This window comes from Amycolatopsis sp. NPDC098790 (assembly GCF_044759945.1).
Classification (GTDB): Bacteria; Actinomycetota; Actinomycetes; order Mycobacteriales; family Pseudonocardiaceae; genus Amycolatopsis.
The window spans coordinates 70,555-88,285 of record NZ_JBIWAI010000008.1 but is presented as its reverse complement, the minus strand read 5'-3'; the positions used below and the strand labels follow the sequence as shown (position 1 = coordinate 88,285).

Below are 17,731 nucleotides of genomic sequence, written 5' to 3'. Positions count from 1 at the left end.
GTCACCACTGTGGCAAGCCGCTGTGCGCGGACCACCAGATGGTCGTCACCCAGGACGAGGCGTTCGCGTTGGGCGAGCCCGGTGAACTGATGACGCACGACCGGTCCGCAGTGCACTGCGAGAGCTGCCGGCGTGCGCACCACGCGCGAGCGACCCGGCTCGAAGGGCTACGCTCGTGATCAGGGCGGAACTCATCACCAGTGAACTGAGCGTCGGCAAGCCCGGCGACCTCACCCTCTGCCTGACCAACGACGGCAGTACGCCCTGCACGAACATCGTCTTCACTTTGCGGCTGCCGCCTCAGATCCCGTCGATACGGGGCGGCAAGGTGCTGGAAGTGGACCGGCTGGCAGCGGGCCAGAGCAGCAGTTCGGTCATCCGGGTCCGGCCGTTGCAAGCCGGCGACTGGAAGGCCACCAGCTCGAACTTTTCGTTCCGCGACTACCGCGGAGCGTCGTTCCGCGTCTCGGACTTCAGCACGACTTTGCGGGTCGACGCGGCAGTGGAGGAGGCGGAAGCCCCGTTGCCGAGGATCGACATCGCACTATCGACCCCGGTGCTGGCCCACGATGAGTGGCAGACCTTGCGCGGCTACGTGACGAACACCGGGGCCACGGCCATCAGGTCGGGCCGTCTGAGCATACGGGGGCCGTTCACCGTCGATCCCGATCGTCTCGTCGCCGATCTCGTTGACCTGAGGCCCGGTGAGAAGGAGGAGTTCGCGTTCCACGTGCGTACAGGCGAATCAGGCCGCGAGGTTCCCGTCCACGTCACCGCGGTATTCGCGAACGGGGCTGGACGGCGGGCCGAGACCAAGCGGACGTACACGGTGCAGGTCGGGCGGGCGGCCAAGCCGGACCGGGTGCAGATCCTCTACCTGTCGGCGAACCCGGACACCGAGCAGCGGCTCGGTCTCGAACGAGAGCTCCGGGACATCAAGGATGCCCTGCGCAAAGGCAAGGAACGCGATCGTTTCAAGTTGGAGAGTGAAGGGGCTTTGCGCGCGAGAGACCTGACTCAGGCTCTGCTCGACTTCTCGCCGCGCATCGTGCACTTCTCCGGGCATGGCGCCGACGACGGCCGGTTCATCGCCGAAACCGACAGCGGCGGGCAGCGAGTGCTCTCCAAGGCCGGCGTGGCCGCTCTCTTCGCTCAAGTGTCCGGCACCGTCGAATGCGTCATCGTGAACGCCTGCCACAGCGAAGCACTGGCGCGGGCACTGTCTCAGCACATTAACTACGTGATCGGGATGCGCAGCTGGATCGGCGACCAGTCGGCGATCGACTTCAGCGTGGTCTTTTACCAGGCGCTGGCTGCCGGATGGGAGATCGAAGAGGCATTCGAGTTCGCCCGGGCGGGAATGCTGGCGGGCGAGAGCAATGGCCGCGGCGGCGACGTGCCGGTTCTGTTGCGAAAGGTCTGACGTCTATCCTTGCGGCACGTAGACCCAGGCTCGTTCAGCGAAGTTCTTCTCGGGCAGGCTGGCCTCGACCACCGAGAAGTGTGCGGGCTCCAGCGTGCCGTAACCGTCTGCGATGACATCGGTGAAGACGACGTCGGACACTATCAACGCGAAGTCCGCGTCGCTGCGGCTTTTGAGTGCGGCGCGGACCGGCGAGCTGTCCAGGAGCCGGTGCACCGCGATGGTGGCTCCGCCGATCCAGCCGTTCACCCCGGCGGCAACGTGCCCACGGTGCAGTGCCACTCGCAGCCGCAAGCGAGCGTGCGCGTTGAGGTCCGCGTTGGTCGAAGCCAACGCTGCCCGAAGACCCGAAACGAGACGCGGTATCACGACGGATTCGTCGACACCCGCCGGCAGGATGGAGAACTGTCCGTCGCCGGATTGCTGCACGTCCACGTCGGCTTCGTTCAGTCCAGCCTGCTTCCGGGCTTGTTCAAGCACCGCTACGAGCCTCTGCTGAGATCGAGCCGCTTCGATCGAACTGAACCTGCTGTAGGCCTCGGTGTCGACTGCGAGGCACAACCGCACGGCAGGCTGCCGGGAGCTCACCGACCGAGCCGCGTCCACCGCCGGCGCGGCCGGGACCGACCAGCCATCCGGTGTCGGTACCTCGAACAGTTGCGGCAGGCAGCCGGCGTGTACCCGGCGGGACCGGGCGCGTCCCGTCAACACGGACGCGTCCAGCCGAACGAAGCCTTGGAGTGTCGCCAGCTCCGCCGGAGCGCACAGCACCACCCTCGTTTCGGTGGTCAACGGAACGGGCTTGTGCCCCAGCGGATCACCGAGCAGCCAGCCACAGCCGTCCGGCAGCTCACTAATCGCCAGCGACACGGAAGAACTACCGAACCCGCCGGAGATCTCGAACGCTCTGACGTGGGCATCGGCAAAGTTCATGACCAGGTGCGCGGCTACGAAGGAACAGCTCGGTCCCGATGGTTCGAGAACGAACTGTTGGCACAGCTCGAGCAGCGCCTGTCCTCGAGGCGCCCTCCGGTTGAGGTTGGCCGCGACCGCGGCGAGACGGGGCGGCCCGAACCGGACTCCGCCCACTCGCCGGCGACGACCTCGGTCGGTCAGATCGCTCACCGTGGGTTCATCGTCCTTCATCGGACTGGTGGGAGGTCAGCCGCGAGCCTGGCCTCACCTGCGAGGAGAGCACTGTGCGGGGCTATCAGCGCCCGGTTCAGGCGGCCGTGAGCGATGTCGTCGTAGTTCGCGCAGATCACGCCGCTCCGTTCAGCGTCGTAACCGGACTCGACGAGTTCGCGGCGCAGCCGGACGGCATCCGAAGTCACCATCGCGACATCGTGGATGTCGAATCTACGCAGCTGAAGGAAGTCCTTTCCCGGCACCGAGGATGGTCCCTCGAGAACTGTTCTTACGGAGATGAAGCTCAGCCGGCGCGTATGCGGCCGCAACGCACTGAGGCCGACTTCAGCAAGCTCTTCCCAGAGTTCGCGGCGGAGGCACTCTTCCGCGGTTTCCCGGTACGCTCCGGTCGCGAACCACGCCTGGAAGCGCCGGAGCGAACGAACCGGGAGCATCCCGCGGAGGTCGCTCCGCATTTTCTCCGCCCCGGCTGTCGCCCTGTCCGGACGGAACCCCCAAGACTCGAGCAATCGCACCGCAGGCGGATGGAATTTGACGACCCCGCCCGGCGGTCCGTAGGCGCCTGGCCGCTTCGGCGAGTCGAAAAGCACATATCGATCGTCGTCGGTCACTCGCAACAGGGTGCTGAACGAGATCCGCACCACGTGCTGCCGCCTCGTCGTCCTGGATCCCGTCGAGAAGTCCACGGCCGGCCCCTCCTCACCGTCGCTACCACGATGACACAGCCGCGCGGCCTTCGTCACCATGCGCCGGGCTAGGAGGTTCCCACCGCCGTCACGGCAGTCGCGCCGCGATGTCGTCGATCTCCCACGGGCCCTCGGTCTCGATGACCTTCACGTCGTGCCAGCCCGCCAGTTCCGAGATCGCTCCGCCCTGGACCGCGAACACCTTGCCCGTCAACGGGCACTTCGCGGACGCCAGATACGCCACCAACGGCGAGATGTTCGCCGGCGAGAACGCGTCGAACTCGCCGGGCGCCACCGGCTGGGCGAAGATCGCCCCCATTCCCGGGGTCGCCAACGTCAGCCGGGTGCGGGCGATCGGGGCGATCGCGTTCACCCGCACCCCGTAGCGCTCCAGTTCCGCCGCCGCCACCAATGTCATCGCCGCGATCCCTGCCTTTGCCGCGCCGTAGTTCAGCTGGCCCGGGTTCGGCAACGTCGTCCCCGACGCCGATGCCGTGTTGATCACCGAGGCAGCCGGCACCGAACCCGACTTCGACAAAGACTTCCAGTACGCCGCCGCGTGGTGCAGGACCGCCGCGTGGCCCTTCAAGTGGACCGCGATCACCTCGTCCCACTGCTGCTCGGTCAACCCCGCGACGAAGCTGTCACGCAAGATGCCCGCGTTGTTCACCACCACGTCCAGCCGGCCGAACTCGGACACCGCCTGGTCCACCAGCTCCGCCGCTCCCGCCCACGACGACACGTCCGACGTGTTCGCCACGGCCGAACCACCGAACGCGCGGATCTCCGAGATCACCGCCGGATCCGGCTCGACGTCGTTGACGACCACCGAAGCGCCCTCGCGGGCGAACAACAGCGCGTGCGAACGTCCGATGCCCCGGCCCGCGCCGGTGATCAGCGCGACGCGCCCGTCGAGTACACCCATCACAGCTCCGCAAGTCCGTCTTTGATCACGACTGTGTCTCCCACTTTGGTCTCGAAAGCAAAAGAACGAGAACCCGCCGCCCAGATCGACGTCGACAGGTCCTGCCCCGGCAGTACCGGCGCGGCGAACCGGACGGCGAGACGACGCAGCCGGCCCGCCGGCGCCACCGAGGTCAGCACCGCCCACGACGTGAACGCCATCGTGCACAGCCCGTGCGCGATGATCCCCGGCAAGCCCGCCGCCCGAGCGACCTCCTCGTCGAGGTGGATCGGCATCGGATCGCCGGCCGCCGGGCCGTAGCGGAACGTCTGGTCGTCGTCGACGTGCTGCGCAACCTGCGCGATCGGCGAACCGGAATGCGAACCGCGATGGGAAGGGCCCAGCTCACCCACCTTCGAGCCGGTGTCGAAGCCACGCACGAAAAACGTCACGTACTGCTCGTTGACCAAGGCACCGTCCGAAGAACGGCACTCCAGGTACACCGTCGCCCGCGTGCCCTTCGGCAACCCCTCCCAGCCGGTCATCTTGGCGCGCGACACGAGAGAATCGCCGGGCCGGATCGGGCGGTGGAACCGGAAGTCCTGCTCGCCGTGCAGCACTCGCCCGAACAGCGACGGCGGCACGACTTCGAGCGCCGGTTCCAGCAGCGACTGGAACACCGGCACGATCGCGAACACCGGGCTCGCGACGTCGCCGGAAACGTGGGCCGGGATCGGGTCGTTGGTCGCGAGAGCGTAGTCGACGAGCCGCGAGCGCGTGACGTCGAACGAGACCGGCTCAGTCCACTTGTCCAGCCCGGCCGGGTCGAACTTCACGCGACCAGCGCCTTGAACTTCTCCAGGGACTCGTCGAGGTTCTTCTTCCCGTCCTTCTCGACGGCCTTGCCCAGCGCGCCGACGATCATCTGGCCGGTGAACTCGGCTTCGATGGTCGCCGCCGAGCCGGACCCGGCCGCCGCCACCGACAGCGAGAACCGGATCTTCACCCCGGCCATCCCGGTGCCCGAAATGACCAGCTGCGTAGGCACTTCATAGGTGTCGACCGTCCAGGTGATCGTGTTCGCCATCCCGAGCATCGTGACGACCTCGGACACCTGCGAGCCCTGCGAGAACTCCGCCGGGACGTCGCCCTTCCACTTCGTGTGGATGGTCAGCCACTTCTCGAAGTTGTTGGGGTTCGAGAACTCCGCCCACACCTTGTCCGGCGCGGCGGGCAGTTCGACGGACGCGCTGATCTGGCCCACGGTGTCTCCTAAGCTCGCTGGTAGGCGGTGACGACGGCGGCGCCACCGAGTCCGATGTTGTGCTGCAACGCGGCCCGCACGTCCGGGACCTGGCGCGCGTCGGCGTCGCCGCGCAGCTGCCAGGTGAGTTCGGCGCACTGGGCCAGCCCAGTCGCGCCGAGCGGGTGTCCCTTGGAGATGAGCTTGCCGGACGGGTTCACGACCCACCGGCCGCCGTACGTCGTGTCCCCGGCGTCGACGAGCGACCCTCCTTCACCTTCCGAGCAGAGGCCGAGCGCTTCGTACGTCAGCAGTTCGTTGGCGGAGAAGCAATCGTGCAGCTCGACGACCTGGAAGTCGACCGGCCCGAGCCCGGCCTCGTCGTACACGCGCAGCGCGGCCTGCCGGGTCATGTCGTAGCCGACGATGTTCTTGGCGCTGCCGTCGAAAGTGCTGCGGAAGTCCGTGGTCAGGGCCTGCCCGACGATCTCGACCGCCCGCCCCGCGAACCCCTGCGGGTCCACAAAGGACTCGCTCGCGAGCACGACCGCGCCCGAACCGTCCGACGTCGGCGAGCACTGCAGCTTGGTCAGCGGGTCGTAGATCATCCGCGACGCCAGGACGTCGTCGAGCGAGTAGACGTCCTGGAACTGCGCGTACGGGTTGTTCGCCGAGTGCCGGTGGTTCTTCTCCCCGATCTTCGCGAAGTGCTCGGCCGTGGTCCCGTACTTCGCCATGTGCTCGCGTCCGGCGGCGCCGAACATCCACGGCGCGGGCGGGAACAGCACCTCGGAGATCTCGGCGAGCGCCTGGAGGTGGTTGCCCAGCGGCTGTTCGCGGTCGTCGTAGGTCGACGCGAGCGAGCCCGGCTTCATCTTCTCGAAGCCCAGCGCCAGCACGCAGTCCGCGCGGCCGCCGCGGATCGCCTCCGCCGCGAGGTACAGCGCGGTCGAGCCGGTGGAGCAGTTGTTGTTGACGTTGACCACGGGGATCCCGGTCATCCCCAGCTCGTAGACGGCGCGCTGCCCGGACGTCGACTCGCCGTAGACGTACCCGACGTACGCCTGCTGGACGACGTCGTACCCGACGTACGCCTGCTGGACGACGTCGTACCCGACGCCCGCGTCCTCGAGCGCCCGCGTCCCGGCCTCGCGGGCCATCTGCGGGTAGTCCCAGCCTTCACGCCGCCCGGGCTTCTCGAACTTCGTCATCCCGACGCCGACGACGTACACCCTGTTCGCCATGCAACAAACATACAGACCGGCATGTATTTATCAAGACCGGACCACTGACCCGCAGGTCAGCGGCGGAAAATCAGCCCAGCGGGGCGACCGGACCCGGGTAGCGGGCCGGGTCGAGGCAGCTGCCGAGCCCGTCGACGACCGAGCAGAAGCCCGGCGGCCGCACCGGCGCGTACCCGGCCGGGACGCCGTGGCCGGCGATCAGGTCCCGGTACGCCGCGACGGCGTCGGTCGGCCGCCGGGTCAGCGCCGGATCACTCGAAGCGTCCACTGTGTACAGTCCGAACCGCGGCTGGTAGCTGCCCCACTCGTAGTTGTCGGTGAGGCTCCAGTAGTTGTAGCCGATGACGTTCATGCCGTCGGCCTTCGCGCGCTGCACCCAGTAGATGTGGTCGCGCAGGTGGTCCGACCGCGTGTAGCCGTCGGGGCGCGCGTTGCCGTTGTCGGTCGGCATCCCGTTCTCGACGACGTACAGCGGCAGGTTCGGGAACTTCCGCGCGTAGTACCGCAGCGCGTAGTAGATCCCGTCCGGCTGCGGCGTCACCTTCCAGAACTCGCCGTTCGCCGCGTGGACGGCGCTGAGGTTGTCGAGGCTCGCGCCGTAGTAGTAGTCGAGGCCGGCGAAGTCGAGCTTGTCGCGCACCCGGTCGAGGAACGACGCGTCGAGGATGCCTTGCGCCGCCGGGATGTAGGCCGTGTTGCTGGACACCAGCGCCCCGGGGTCCAAGGAGTGGATCAGGTCGTAGGCCGCCCGGTGCACCGTCACCAGCCGCGACTGCGCCCACGGCAGCTTCCAGCCGGCGAGCCCGCCGTTGGTGGTCTCGTTCTGCAGGTAGACGGTCGGCTCGTTGATCGTGATCCAGATGGCCCCGAGCCCGCGGTACCGCTCGACGACGCGGCGGGCGTTGGCCAGCCACGCGTCGACCGTGCGGTCGGAGTCCCAGCCGCCCTGGTCGGCGACCCAGCCGGGGTAGACCCAGTGGTCGAGGGTGATCATCGGCCGCATGCCCGCGGCGACGACGCGCCGGACGACGTCGTCGTAGTACGCCAATTCGGCCTGGTCCACCTGGCCGGGCCGGGGTTCGATGCGCGCCCATTCGACGCTGAACCGGAAGACGTTCACGCCGAGCTGCTTCGCGCGTTCGATGTCTTCGGCGTAGCGGTGCCGGAAGTCGACGGCCTCGCGGTAGGGCTCTTTGATCGACGACGTCTTGGCCTGCTCGTAGCGGCGCCAGTTGCTGTCGGGCGCCGAGCCCTCCGACTGGTACCCCGATGTCGCGACGCCCCAGAAGAACGCCGGGGAGGCGACAGCGGGAGCCACCCCGGCGAGCATGCCCGCCAGCAGGGCCAGGACGACGACGATCGCTCGGTTCCGGCGCACCACGGCACCCTCCTCAGCCAACGTGAAGGTCGTTCATGTTAGCCGAGAGGGTGCCGCGGCGCATCCCCCGCTAGGCGACCTTGAACGACTGAGCGGCGCTGCCGCTGCAGGTCGCCTGGACCAGCTGGACGCTGTCCGCGGTGGAAGCTCCCGGCACGGTCAGGCACTTGCCGCTGTGCCGGGCGACGAAGTGGTAGTAGCCCCCGCCTTCCGACACCGGCTGCCACTGCTGGTTGTTGCCGCCGCCGTACGCCCACAGCTGCACGCCGGCGTTGTCGGCCGTGGAAACCCCGGTCACGTCGATGACCTGGGCGGGGTTCGTCCGGTTGTTGATCCGGTCGTAGCCGCCGCTGGTCGCGGCGAACTGGTACTGCTGCGCGGTCGTGCCGTTGCAGGCGTACTGCTGGATCACGGTGCCGTTGGCGCTGGCCGCGCTGCGGGCGTCGACGCACTTGCCGGACGCCTTGTTCGTGACGGCGTACCAGGCCGACGGGTCGATCGTGCCGTCCGGCGGCGGGGTGGTGGTGCCACCGCCGCCGAGCCACTTCAGGCCGTCGAGCACGAACCGGTTCTGGTCGGCGCTCTCGAACGTCGACGACAGCGCGGTGTTCGTCTCGTAGTTCATCGCGTTGTGGCCGAAGTTGGCGTAGAGCATCTTGAAGTTCTTGTTCGTCCACGCGATCGGGTAGTAGCCGCTGTACCAGGTCTGGTTCGGGTCCGTGCCGATCGGGAAGGTGGAGGAGTCCATCGACGCCAGGATCGAGATGTTCGGGTTCTGGCGCAGGTCGTTCTGCCAGGCGTACCACTCCGACGTCGACGACTTGATCGTCGCCGGCAGGTTGACCGTCGAGGGGTGCGTGCGGTTCTCGATCTTCAGCGTCTCCGGCGTCGGGCCCCACGTGTTCGAGGTGAACCGGCCGGTGCCGAGGAAGTCGTTGTGGAACCAGTTGGCGTACGACGGCGTCGAGCTGTCGTTGTACGCCGTGACGTGGAAGCCGAAGAACCCGCCGCCGTTCTGCATGTAGTTCTGGAAGCCCTGGAACTGCGCGGCCGACTGCGGCTGGTCGTCGAGGAACAGCACGACGTCGGCGGTGGACTTGGTGAGGCTGGTGAGCCGGTTCCAGTCGGTCGTCGAGGAATACGTGAAGCCGTTGGCCGCCGCCTGCTGCGGGAACCAGACGTTCGCCTCCTTCTCAAAGCTGATGTGCGCGGCGTCGTAAGAGCCGCTGTAGAACGCGAGCACCTTGAACGGCGTCGCGGCCTGCACGGCCGGTGCGCCCAGGCTCAAGCCCAGACAGGCGGCGAAAAAGGCCAGGATTCTGACCAGGGGACGGCGGGGCATGCGATGTTCCTTCCGGTGGGGGACGGGGATCACCAGTGGCGCGAGTAGTGCAGGCCGTAGCCGAAGGGGAACAGCGCGGGTTTGCCGTCGCCGGCGTTGATGGGCTGCTGGTCGGCGCTGCGCATCCAGGTGACCGGCAGCTTTCCGGTCGGGTTGTAGTCGCCGAAGAGGACGTCGGCGACGCCTTGGCCTTCACTGCCCGGCAGCCAGGACTCGACCAGGCCGGCCCAGTCCGGCAGCTGCGCGGCGATGTCCAGTGGCCGTCCGGACACGAGCACGACCACCGTCGGCACGCCGGAGTCCTTCAGCTTCTGCAGCGTGGCGAGGTCGGTTGCGTCGAGACCCATCCCTTGTGGACGGTCGCCCTTGCCTTCCGCGTAAGGCGTCTCCCCCACGACCGCGACGGCGACGTCGTAGCTCGAGTCGATCCCGGTGCCGTCCTTGGCGTAGGTGACCTTCGAGGAACTGTGTTGGAGGCCTTGCAGGATGGTCGTGCCGGGGATGACCGGGCCGCTGGTGCCCTGCCAGCCGACCGTCCAGCCGCCGGACTGGTTGCCGATGTCGTCCGCGCTCTTGCCGGCCACGAAGACCTTGTCCCGTTTGGACAGTGGTAGCACGTGGTTGTCGTTCTTCAGCAGCACCTGGGATTCGCGGACGGCTTGGCGCGCGAGGTCGCGGTGCTGCTTGCTGCCGATGGTGGTCAGGAACCGGCGGTCGGTCAGCGGGTGCTCGAACAGGCCGAGCTCGAACTTCTTGGTGAGGATGCGCCGGTTGGCGTCGTCGATCCGGGACATCGGCACGCGGCCGTCCTGGACGAGCGTGCGCAGCGTGTCGATGAACTTCTGCCACTCGAAGGGCACCATGACCATGTCGATGCCCGCGTTGATCGACGCTTCGACCTCTTCGGGCGTGAACCCGGTCTTGCCGTCGATCTTGTCGACGCCGTTGTAGTCCGAGACGACGATGCCCTGGAAGCCGAGTTCCTTCTTCAGGACGTCGTTGACCAGGTACGAGTTCGCGTGCAGCTTCACGCTGTTCCAGCTGCTGTAGCTGATCATCACCGAGCCGACCCCGCGCTGGACGGCGGCCTTGAACGGCGGCAGGTGGATCTGGCGCAGCTCCTGCTCGCTGATCTCGGTGTTGCCCTCGTTGACGCCGCCGGTGGTGCCGCCGTCACCGACGTAGTGCTTGGCGGTGGCCAGGACCGAGCCGGGCTGGTCCAGCCTGCGCCCCTGCAGGCCGGTGATGATCGACGACATCTGCGTCGCGAGCTGCGGAACCTCGCCGAAGGACTCGTAGGTGCGGCCCCAGCGGTCGTTGCGGGCGACGCACAGGCAGGGCGCGAAGTCCCAGTCGATCCCGGTGCCGGAGACCTCTTCCGCGGTGGCGCGGCCGATCTTCTCGACCAGCCGCGGATCGCGCGTCGCGCCGAGGCCGATGTTGTGCGGGAAGACGGTGGCGCCGTAGAGACCGTTGTGCCCGTGCACGGCGTCGACGCCGTAGATGAGCGGGATGCCGAGCGGCGTGGCGAGGGCGGCCTTCTGGAAGCCGTCGTACATGTCGGCCCAGGTGACGGGCGTGTTCGGGGTGGGCTGCGAGCTGCCGCCAGACAGCAGTGAGCCGAGCCTGCCGGTGGTGACGTCGGCCGGGCTCTTCACCCCGAGGCGTTCGGCCTGCATCATCTGGCCGAGCTTGTCGTCGAGGGTCATCCGCGACATCAGGTCGGCCACCCGGACCTTGACCGGTCGCCAGGAATCCTTGTACGCCGGGCGGTTCCCGGCGAGAGCGGGGGTTCCGGAGGCGAGCAGCAACCCCACGGCCAGCGCGCCGACACCCAGTCTGCGTCCGAGACCCATCCGGGTCCTCCTCGTCGAGAGACCGAAATTCACGCCTTGAATTAAGACACAGGCTTTCGGCGTTGGTCCAGACCTCTGACCGAACTCGGTTTCCGCTCAGCGGGATTGCGAGTTCAGGCCACGTACTGACCTAATTCGCTTCTACGGTTCTCCCATGACTCGCGAACACGACGACCTGCTGGACCTGCTGGCCGAAGTCCGCAAGCGCTTGCTGATCCCGGCGCGCGACCTTTCGGACGCCGACGCGGCCCGCCGCACGACGTCCAGCGAACTGACCCTGGGCGGCTTGATCCGCCACCTCGCGACCGGCGAACGCCTGTGGCTGCAGATCCTCCGCACCGGCGACGGCTCGCTCCCGGAGGGCATGCTGGACACGGCGCAGTACGCGATGAGCGAGACGCTGGCCCACTGGCTGTCGGCTTACGAGAAGGCCGCCGCCGAGACCGACGAGTACGTGCGATCGCTGCCGTCGCTCGACGTCGAAGTCCAACTGCCGACGACGCCGTGGTCCCCGCCGGAACCGCAGTTCTGGTCGGCCCGGCGGATCGTGCTGCACCTGATCCACGAGACAGCCCAGCACGCGGGCCACGCCGACATAATCCGCGAGTCCCTGGACGGCGCGAACTCCACCGCCCAGCTGGCGTGACGGCTGCCCGGTAGGCTGGCGGGTGATGCCGGAAACCCGCCACCCCAAGTCACCTCCCGGAGCGACACCGGAGGGGAAGGGCTGGCTGCCGCACGGCTTCCACCTCGGCAGCCACCGCCACGCCGACGGCCAGCTGGTGTACGCGGCCGCCGGCGGGTTCGCCACGACCACAGCCCTCGGGACCTGGGTCGCGCCGGCCAACCGCGTCACCTGGACACCGCCCGGGTTCGACCACTCGCACCGCTGCTACGGCCGGACCGACTTCCGGCTCGTCGTCATCCCGGCCGAGTCGTGCGGTGAGCTCCTGGCGCACCCCGGCGTGTTCGCAGTCAGCCCGCTCCTGCGCGAGGCCCTCCTGGCGCTGACCGACCCGCGCGAGAGCCGCCCCGGCGCTTACCGGCGGCTGCGCGCGGTCGTGGTCGACGAACTCGCCGGGCCGCCCGAGCAGTCCCTGCACCTGCCCGAACCGCGCGACGACCGGCTGCGCGCCGTCACCGCCCTCCTGCACGCCGACCCCGCGCGGGCCGAGACGCTGAGCGAACTGGGCCGGACGGCCGGGGCGAGCGAACGCACCCTCAGCCGCCTGTTCCAGGCCGAGCTGGGCATGGGTTTCCTGCGCTGGCGCACCATCCTGCGCATCCACCACGCCCTGGTCCACCTGACCGAAGGCCGTTCGGTGCTCGACACGGCGATGGCGTGCGGGTGGTCCAACCCGTCGAGCTTCATCGACGCCTTCACCGACGTCGTCGGCCAGACGCCGGGCCGCTACCAGGCCGGGCTGGACCGGCGCTGACTTGGCGGGTTTCCGGCATCCGCTGTCGCGTCACCGGTTGGTGGCGGCCGTCGCCGGGTCCACAGTGGAGTCATGACCGAACACACCACCGTCGTCGTCATCGGGGCCGGGGTCGCCGGGCTCACCCTCGGGAACATCCTGCTGCGCAACGGAATCGACTGCGTCATCCTCGAAAAGCACAGCCGCGCGTACGTCGAACAACGGCAACGGGCCGGGACCATCGACAGCCGCGGCGTCCGCATGTTCCGCGAGTGGGGACTCGAAGAGGTGCTGGCGAGCGACGCCCCGACCGACGTCGAGGGCGGCTTCTTCCTCGACGGCGAGGAGCTGCCCATCGAACTCGGCGACGACGAGAGCGACAGCGTCTTCCTGCCCCAGCAGGTCCTCGTCCGGAACCTCACGGACGTCTTCCTCCGCGTCGGCGGCGACCTGCGCTTCGAAGCCGACGACGTCACCGTGGAAAACCTGGAACGTCCCGTCGTGCGGTACGCGGACCGGGTCCTCACCGCCGACTTCATCGCCGGCTGCGACGGCGACCGCGGCGTCAGCCGGACGGCCGTCCCCGCCGGCGTCCTCACGCGGTACTCGCGCGAGTACGGCTACGCGTGGCTGAGCGTCCTGGCCGAGGTACCGGCGAACCCGTCCGGCATGGCGATCCATTCCCGCGGCCTCGCGGGGATGATCCCCCGCGGCCCGCACGCCAGCCGCGGCTACCTCCAGTGCGCGCTCGACGACGGCCTCGAGCAGTGGCCGGACGAGCGCGTCTGGAGCGAACTGAGCGCCCGGTTCGGCCGGCCGGTCACGCCCGGCCGGATCGCCGACAAGCGGCTGGTGCCGCTGCGGAACGTCGTCCACAGCCCGATGCACCACGGCCGGCTGTACCTGCTCGGGGACGCGGCGCACATCGTCCCGCCGATGAGCGCCAAGGGGATCCACCTCGCCCTCTTCGACACCGAGGTCTTCGCGCGCGGCGTCCTCCGGCACGTCGAAGAGGACGACCCGAGCCTGCTCGACGGCTATTCGGAAACGTGCCTGCGCCACGTCTGGAACTACCAGGCCTTCGCGTCGTGGATCACCGACCTCATGCACGACGCCGGAGATCCGTCCCACGCCGGGGAGTTCCGCAAGCAGGTCGCCCGCGCGGAGCTGGAACGCCAGTTCACCTCGCCCGCCGCGAGCCGGCTCTTCGGCGAGTTCATGGCCGGGGTGAGCTAGCGGTCCGAGCGCAGCGAAGCCGGGTCGAAGGACTCCCAGTACGCGTCTTCGTCCTCAGCGCTCGTCACCGGTTCGGGCGATTCCGAAGGCGTCGCACCGAGCCGCTCGGCCCGCAGCCGCTGGAACTCCTCGACCGTCATCCCCGGGTCGTCGTCCTCGGCGCGGGCCGGGGCCGGCATCCCCGTCATCTGCTCGATCATGTACGTCATGTCTTCGCCCAGCAGCAGCGCCACTTTGTTGTAGCCGTCCTGGGTCGCCTCACGCATGGCGGCCTGGGCGATCTCCACCACCAGCGGGCCGAGCCGCTCGCCCAGGTTCACCGCCGACGGTGCCAGCCACAGCCGCAGCAGCTTGCCGCGGCCGTCGACCGTGGCCTCCACCTGGCCGTCGAGGTCGTGGGCCGTGCCGGACGCCGACGCCAGCAGCTCGTCCACTTTGGACATCGCCTCTTCACGCGCCCGGGCCTGGGAAATCAGGTCACGCGTCGAAACCACCGGCGCTCACCTTCCGTACGAGTAGGTGTCGGCGTCCGGGTCGTCGTCCGGAATCGGTTCGTAGCCCAGGACTTCCAGCTGCGACGCGTCCACCACCGGCGCCAGCGCGTGGTACATCTTGTCGCCCGCGCGGCGGGTCGCGCGCTGGGCCAGCTCGAGGATCTGGTCGGCGAGCACCGTCGACCCGTGCCGCAGCGCGGACCGGTGGATCGTCACGCCGGTCAGCAACCCGCCGGGTGCCACCTGGACTTCGATGGCGGAATCGGCCGACGCCGCCTTGCCCACCACCGGACCCGAGCGCGCGAGCCGGGCCGAGACGTCGGCCTCCGCGCGCTCGGCCTGCTCGGTGATCCGCGAAGCCGCCAGGTCCACGTCGAATTCAGCCACGACTCACCCCGTCGGCCGGTAGAAACCGATGAACGACTGCCCCGCGTTGGTGGTGCGGATCTTGCTGATCTGCACCGGGTCGCCGGCCTCGACCATCTGGCCGTCGCCGATCACCATCGCCACGTGCCCGGACCAGACGACCAGGTCGCCGGGCAGCAGCTGGTCGATCGAGGGCACCTCGGCCCCGACCGTCTGCTGCGCCGCCGTCCGCGGCAGCTGCATCCCCGCGTCCTGGTAGGACGTCATGACCAGGCCGCTGCAGTCGAGGCCGACACCCCGCGCGGTGCCGCCCCAGACGTAGGGCACGCCGAGCTGCGAAAGCGCCGCGCGCACGGCCTTGGCCGCGGTCTCGTTCGGCGCCATGACCTGCTTGCCGCCGGGCAGGTTGATCGCGACGCCGGAGCCGGGCTGCGGCGGGATCGCGACCGGCAGCCGCGGCTTGTGGACGGCGCCGCCGCCCCCGCCACCGCCGCCGCCTCCGCCACCCCCGCCGCCGGAGTCGCCGCCCCCGGAGTAGCCGCTGTTGCTGTTGAAGGACGAGCCCACCTTCGTCGAAGACGCGCTGGACGTCGACGTCGACTGCTCGCCGCCGCCCAGCTTGGTGCCGATGTCGGTGAGCTGGTTGATGGTCTGCTCGCTGAAGGTCGCGGCCTGCCCGGTGAGCTGGCTGATCTTCGTCTGCAGCTTCATCAGGATGTCGCGCGACGCGGCGGCGCGGCTCTCCGGCGGCTGGATCGACTTCACCGCCGCCAGCGCCTTCATCGACGCCGAGATCTCCTTGATGATCTGGTCGCGGACCTGGTCGTTCTTGATCTCGCCCAGGTTCAGCGTCTCGGCCGCCTCGGCGACGGCCTTCTCGATCTCGGCGCTCTCGTCGAGGAGGTCCTGGACCTCCTGCTCCAGGCTCTTCGACGTCGCCGTGGCGCGGTCGGTCGTCGAACCGGAGCTGGCCGAAGTGAGGTTGACGCGCTGGTCGGACGCGCGGTCGCGGGTCTGCCCCACCGACGTCTGGAGCGCGACGTGCGCGTCCCGCGCGCCGCTGATCGCGGCGGGGTCGTGCCGCAGCTTCAGCGCGAACTGGTTGGTGGGTTCGAGGCTGTGCCGGACGAGCTGGTCGGTGTGGTGCTCGGTCACGCGCGGTCCCCGAGGTCGGTGCCGAGCCTGCGCACGACGTCGCCGTGGTCGGCCTCGACCGCCGCGTAGTTGCGGTCGGTCTGCCGGGCGGCCTCGCCGACCTGGCGCCAGCCGCCGCCGACGCGGTGCATCCGCTCCTGCAGCGCGCGCATCCGGCCGCTGTAGGCGCCGGAGAAGCCGGACTCGCCGCCCATTTCGGAGAAGCCGTGGCCGCCGAGCGTCACGTGCGGGCCGACGTGCTGGTCGGCCGCGCCCTTGACGTCGTCGCCGAGCGGGTCGACTTCGCGCGCGTACCGCGCGTACGCGCCTTCATCGACGTGAAACCCCTGATGCGAACCGTCCACTGGCCCTCCCTGTCACCGGAGGTGCGACGTGCGCGCGCCACCCCCGGTTCCCCTGATGCGGGAATCAGCCTAGTCCACGGTCCGTACCCGGGTGGGCGAATTGCCCGGACTCAGCCGGTGACCTTCGAGAGCCAGCCCGGGTCCTGCCAGTTGACGATCGCGCCGTTCGCGGTGACCGTCGGCGTGCCGAAGCCGCTCTGCCCGTTGCCGAAGTCCTGCGCCAGCTTCGGGTCGGTCTCGATCTGCTGGAACGCGGTGTTGAGCTGCTGGTCGTACGTGCCCGCGTTGACCGTCTGCGCGAACGCGGGGTCGGTGATCCCGACGTCGGCGCCGAGCTTGATCAGCTGCGCCTTGTCGTAGCCGCGCTTGCCCTCTTCGGGCTGGTTCGCGAACAGCGAGTCGTGGAACTGGAGGAACTTGCCGGCATCGGCCGCGGCGAGCGCCGCGTTCGCCGAGTCGAGCGAGTAGCCGGGCGGGTCCGAGCGGTCGTTGAGCAGCGGCACCATGTGGTAGCGCACCTGCAGCTTGCCGTCGTTGATCGCCTGCTCGACGTCGGTCTTGTAGGTCTTCTCGAACTGGCCGCAGATCGGGCAGAGGAAGTCGGCGTAGACGTCGATCGAAGCCTTCGCGCCCGCCTTGCCGACGGTGACGACCACGCCGTCGCGCTTCTGCGTGACGTCGCCGGCCAGCGACGTGCCCCCGGCGGCGATCGTCTGGCCCTCGGTCTTGTTCTTGTCCGAGATCGTCCAGATCACGCCGCCGATCACGAGCGCGGCCACGACGACCACGGCGGCGATCCCGATGATCCACTTCCGCTTGTCGGCCGACGCGCCCCTGGCCTGGGCCACCGCCTTCGCTCCCCCGGCCTGTGCGGCCTGACGACGCTTCCGAGCGGTCCGCTCAGCTCCACCCACTGTGTATCAGTTCCCTTCCGCGATACCCGAGTAGTCGGGCTCCGGGTCGACAGAGTTCCCGCGACCTCGCGCGAGCCAGCCGTCGAGCGACAGCCAGGTGCGCGGGCGCGCCAGCAGCCAGACGGCCAGCAGCGCGAAGCCGGAGTCGCGGAGGATCTCCTGCGGGTACTCGGTCTGCCCCGCCGCCACCTGGCCGCCGCCGCCGAAGCACCCGCAGTCGATGCTCAGCCCGCGCGCCCACGACTGGGCGATCCCGGCGATGAGCACGACGAGCAGCACCAGCGCGGCGCCGGCGACCCAGCGGGTCGCGAGGCCGGCGAGCAGGAACAGCCCGAGCACGAGTTCGACGAGCGGCAGCGCGATGGCCACCACGTTGGCGAGTGCGTCCGGCAGCACGTCGTACGCCTTGACGGCGATCAGCGTCTGGCCCGGATCCGCCAGTTTCAGCGCACCGGAAACGAGCCAGACGGCCGCCAGCCCGAGCCGGGCGAGCGTGCCGACGGCGTCCAGCACGGGTTGGGACGGTCGCACCACGCACTTAGGCTAACGGGAGGACCTGAGAACTCCGTAAGGGCACGG

19 protein-coding genes are annotated in these 17,731 nt (G+C 69.0%); 4 read left to right on the top strand and 15 right to left on the bottom strand.

What is annotated here, in order from left to right; all coding sequences use genetic code 11:
- Positions 1–175: 175 nt before the first annotated feature.
- Positions 176–1,423, top strand: coding sequence for a CHAT domain-containing protein (locus tag ACIQWX_RS44015; protein WP_400884500.1), 1,248 nt, complete (start codon positions 176–178; stop codon positions 1,421–1,423).
- A 3-nt stretch (positions 1,424–1,426) separates the two neighbouring features.
- On the opposite strand, the gene ACIQWX_RS44010 is transcribed toward ACIQWX_RS44015, so the two are convergent.
- The 9 genes from ACIQWX_RS44010 to ACIQWX_RS43970 all read right to left on the bottom strand — a co-directional run bounded on the left by ACIQWX_RS44010 (position 1,427) and on the right by ACIQWX_RS43970 (position 11,225).
- On the bottom strand, positions 1,427–2,569 hold the full coding sequence (locus tag ACIQWX_RS44010) for a hypothetical protein (protein ID WP_400884499.1): 1,143 nt from the start codon (positions 2,567–2,569) through the stop codon (positions 1,427–1,429).
- Entirely contained in the window at positions 2,566–3,318 is a 753-nt protein-coding gene (locus tag ACIQWX_RS44005; RefSeq protein WP_400884498.1) for a hypothetical protein, read from the bottom strand. Before ACIQWX_RS44005 ends, ACIQWX_RS44010 begins: the two co-directional genes overlap by 4 nt.
- Positions 3,319–3,346: 28 nt before the next feature.
- Positions 3,347–4,183 (bottom strand): SDR family oxidoreductase, encoded by an 837-nt coding sequence (locus ACIQWX_RS44000; protein ID WP_400884497.1) that lies wholly within the window; start codon positions 4,181–4,183, stop codon positions 3,347–3,349.
- Positions 4,183–4,998: a MaoC/PaaZ C-terminal domain-containing protein gene (locus ACIQWX_RS43995; RefSeq protein ID WP_400884495.1), complete on the bottom strand. Its 816-nt coding sequence runs from the start codon at positions 4,996–4,998 to the stop codon at positions 4,183–4,185. Before ACIQWX_RS43995 ends, ACIQWX_RS44000 begins: the two co-directional genes overlap by 1 nt.
- Positions 4,995–5,426, bottom strand: coding sequence for an SRPBCC family protein (locus ACIQWX_RS43990; protein WP_400884493.1), 432 nt, complete (start codon positions 5,424–5,426; stop codon positions 4,995–4,997). The genes ACIQWX_RS43995 and ACIQWX_RS43990 overlap by 4 nt, the downstream gene beginning before the upstream one ends.
- An 8-nt stretch (positions 5,427–5,434) precedes the next feature.
- Positions 5,435–6,649: a lipid-transfer protein gene (locus tag ACIQWX_RS43985; protein ID WP_400884491.1), complete on the bottom strand. Its 1,215-nt coding sequence runs from the start codon at positions 6,647–6,649 to the stop codon at positions 5,435–5,437.
- A 70-nt stretch (positions 6,650–6,719) separates the two neighbouring features.
- Entirely contained in the window at positions 6,720–8,027 is a 1,308-nt protein-coding gene (locus ACIQWX_RS43980; protein ID WP_400884489.1) for a family 1 glycosylhydrolase, read from the bottom strand.
- A 70-nt stretch (positions 8,028–8,097) separates the two neighbouring features.
- On the bottom strand, positions 8,098–9,369 hold the full coding sequence (locus tag ACIQWX_RS43975) for an RICIN domain-containing protein (protein ID WP_400884487.1): 1,272 nt from the start codon (positions 9,367–9,369) through the stop codon (positions 8,098–8,100).
- Between the two features lie 29 nt (positions 9,370–9,398).
- The gene (locus ACIQWX_RS43970) at positions 9,399–11,225 is read right to left on the bottom strand and encodes a glycoside hydrolase family 3 protein (RefSeq protein ID WP_400884485.1); all 1,827 of its coding nucleotides are present in this window, start codon (positions 11,223–11,225) and stop codon (positions 9,399–9,401) included.
- A 154-nt stretch (positions 11,226–11,379) separates the two neighbouring features.
- Between ACIQWX_RS43970 and ACIQWX_RS43965 the strand changes: the two genes are divergently transcribed.
- The 3 genes from ACIQWX_RS43965 (at position 11,380) to ACIQWX_RS43955 (ending at position 13,879) form a co-directional block, all read left to right on the top strand.
- Positions 11,380–11,871: a DinB family protein gene (locus ACIQWX_RS43965; protein ID WP_400884483.1), complete on the top strand. Its 492-nt coding sequence runs from the start codon at positions 11,380–11,382 to the stop codon at positions 11,869–11,871.
- A 25-nt stretch (positions 11,872–11,896) separates the two neighbouring features.
- Complete coding sequence (locus ACIQWX_RS43960; protein ID WP_400884481.1) at positions 11,897–12,664, top strand: helix-turn-helix domain-containing protein; 768 nt, start codon at positions 11,897–11,899, stop codon at positions 12,662–12,664.
- A 72-nt stretch (positions 12,665–12,736) separates the two neighbouring features.
- Complete coding sequence (locus ACIQWX_RS43955; RefSeq protein ID WP_400884479.1) at positions 12,737–13,879, top strand: 4-hydroxybenzoate 3-monooxygenase; 1,143 nt, start codon at positions 12,737–12,739, stop codon at positions 13,877–13,879.
- On the opposite strand, the gene ACIQWX_RS43950 is transcribed toward ACIQWX_RS43955, so the two are convergent.
- The 6 genes from ACIQWX_RS43950 to ACIQWX_RS43925 all read right to left on the bottom strand — a co-directional run bounded on the left by ACIQWX_RS43950 (position 13,876) and on the right by ACIQWX_RS43925 (position 17,665).
- Positions 13,876–14,373, bottom strand: coding sequence for a YbaB/EbfC family nucleoid-associated protein (locus ACIQWX_RS43950; RefSeq protein WP_400884477.1), 498 nt, complete (start codon positions 14,371–14,373; stop codon positions 13,876–13,878). The two genes, ACIQWX_RS43955 and ACIQWX_RS43950, sit on opposite strands and share 4 nt — an antisense overlap.
- Positions 14,374–14,379: 6 nt before the next feature.
- Entirely contained in the window at positions 14,380–14,760 is a 381-nt protein-coding gene (locus tag ACIQWX_RS43945; protein WP_400884476.1) for a YbaB/EbfC family DNA-binding protein, read from the bottom strand.
- A 3-nt stretch (positions 14,761–14,763) separates the two neighbouring features.
- Positions 14,764–15,894 carry an NlpC/P60 family protein gene (locus ACIQWX_RS43940; RefSeq protein WP_400884474.1) on the bottom strand — a complete coding sequence of 377 codons (1,131 nt, stop codon included), beginning with the start codon at positions 15,892–15,894 and terminating at the stop codon, positions 14,764–14,766.
- On the bottom strand, positions 15,891–16,238 hold the full coding sequence (locus ACIQWX_RS43935; RefSeq protein WP_400884472.1) for a hypothetical protein: 348 nt from the start codon (positions 16,236–16,238) through the stop codon (positions 15,891–15,893). Before ACIQWX_RS43935 ends, ACIQWX_RS43940 begins: the two co-directional genes overlap by 4 nt.
- A gap of 110 nt (positions 16,239–16,348) precedes the next feature.
- Positions 16,349–17,086 carry a DsbA family protein gene (locus tag ACIQWX_RS43930; RefSeq protein ID WP_400884470.1) on the bottom strand — a complete coding sequence of 246 codons (738 nt, stop codon included), beginning with the start codon at positions 17,084–17,086 and terminating at the stop codon, positions 16,349–16,351.
- Positions 17,087–17,158: 72 nt separating this feature from the next.
- The gene (locus ACIQWX_RS43925) at positions 17,159–17,665 is read right to left on the bottom strand and encodes a MauE/DoxX family redox-associated membrane protein (RefSeq protein WP_400885333.1); all 507 of its coding nucleotides are present in this window, start codon (positions 17,663–17,665) and stop codon (positions 17,159–17,161) included.
- Positions 17,666–17,731: the final 66 nt, after the last annotated feature.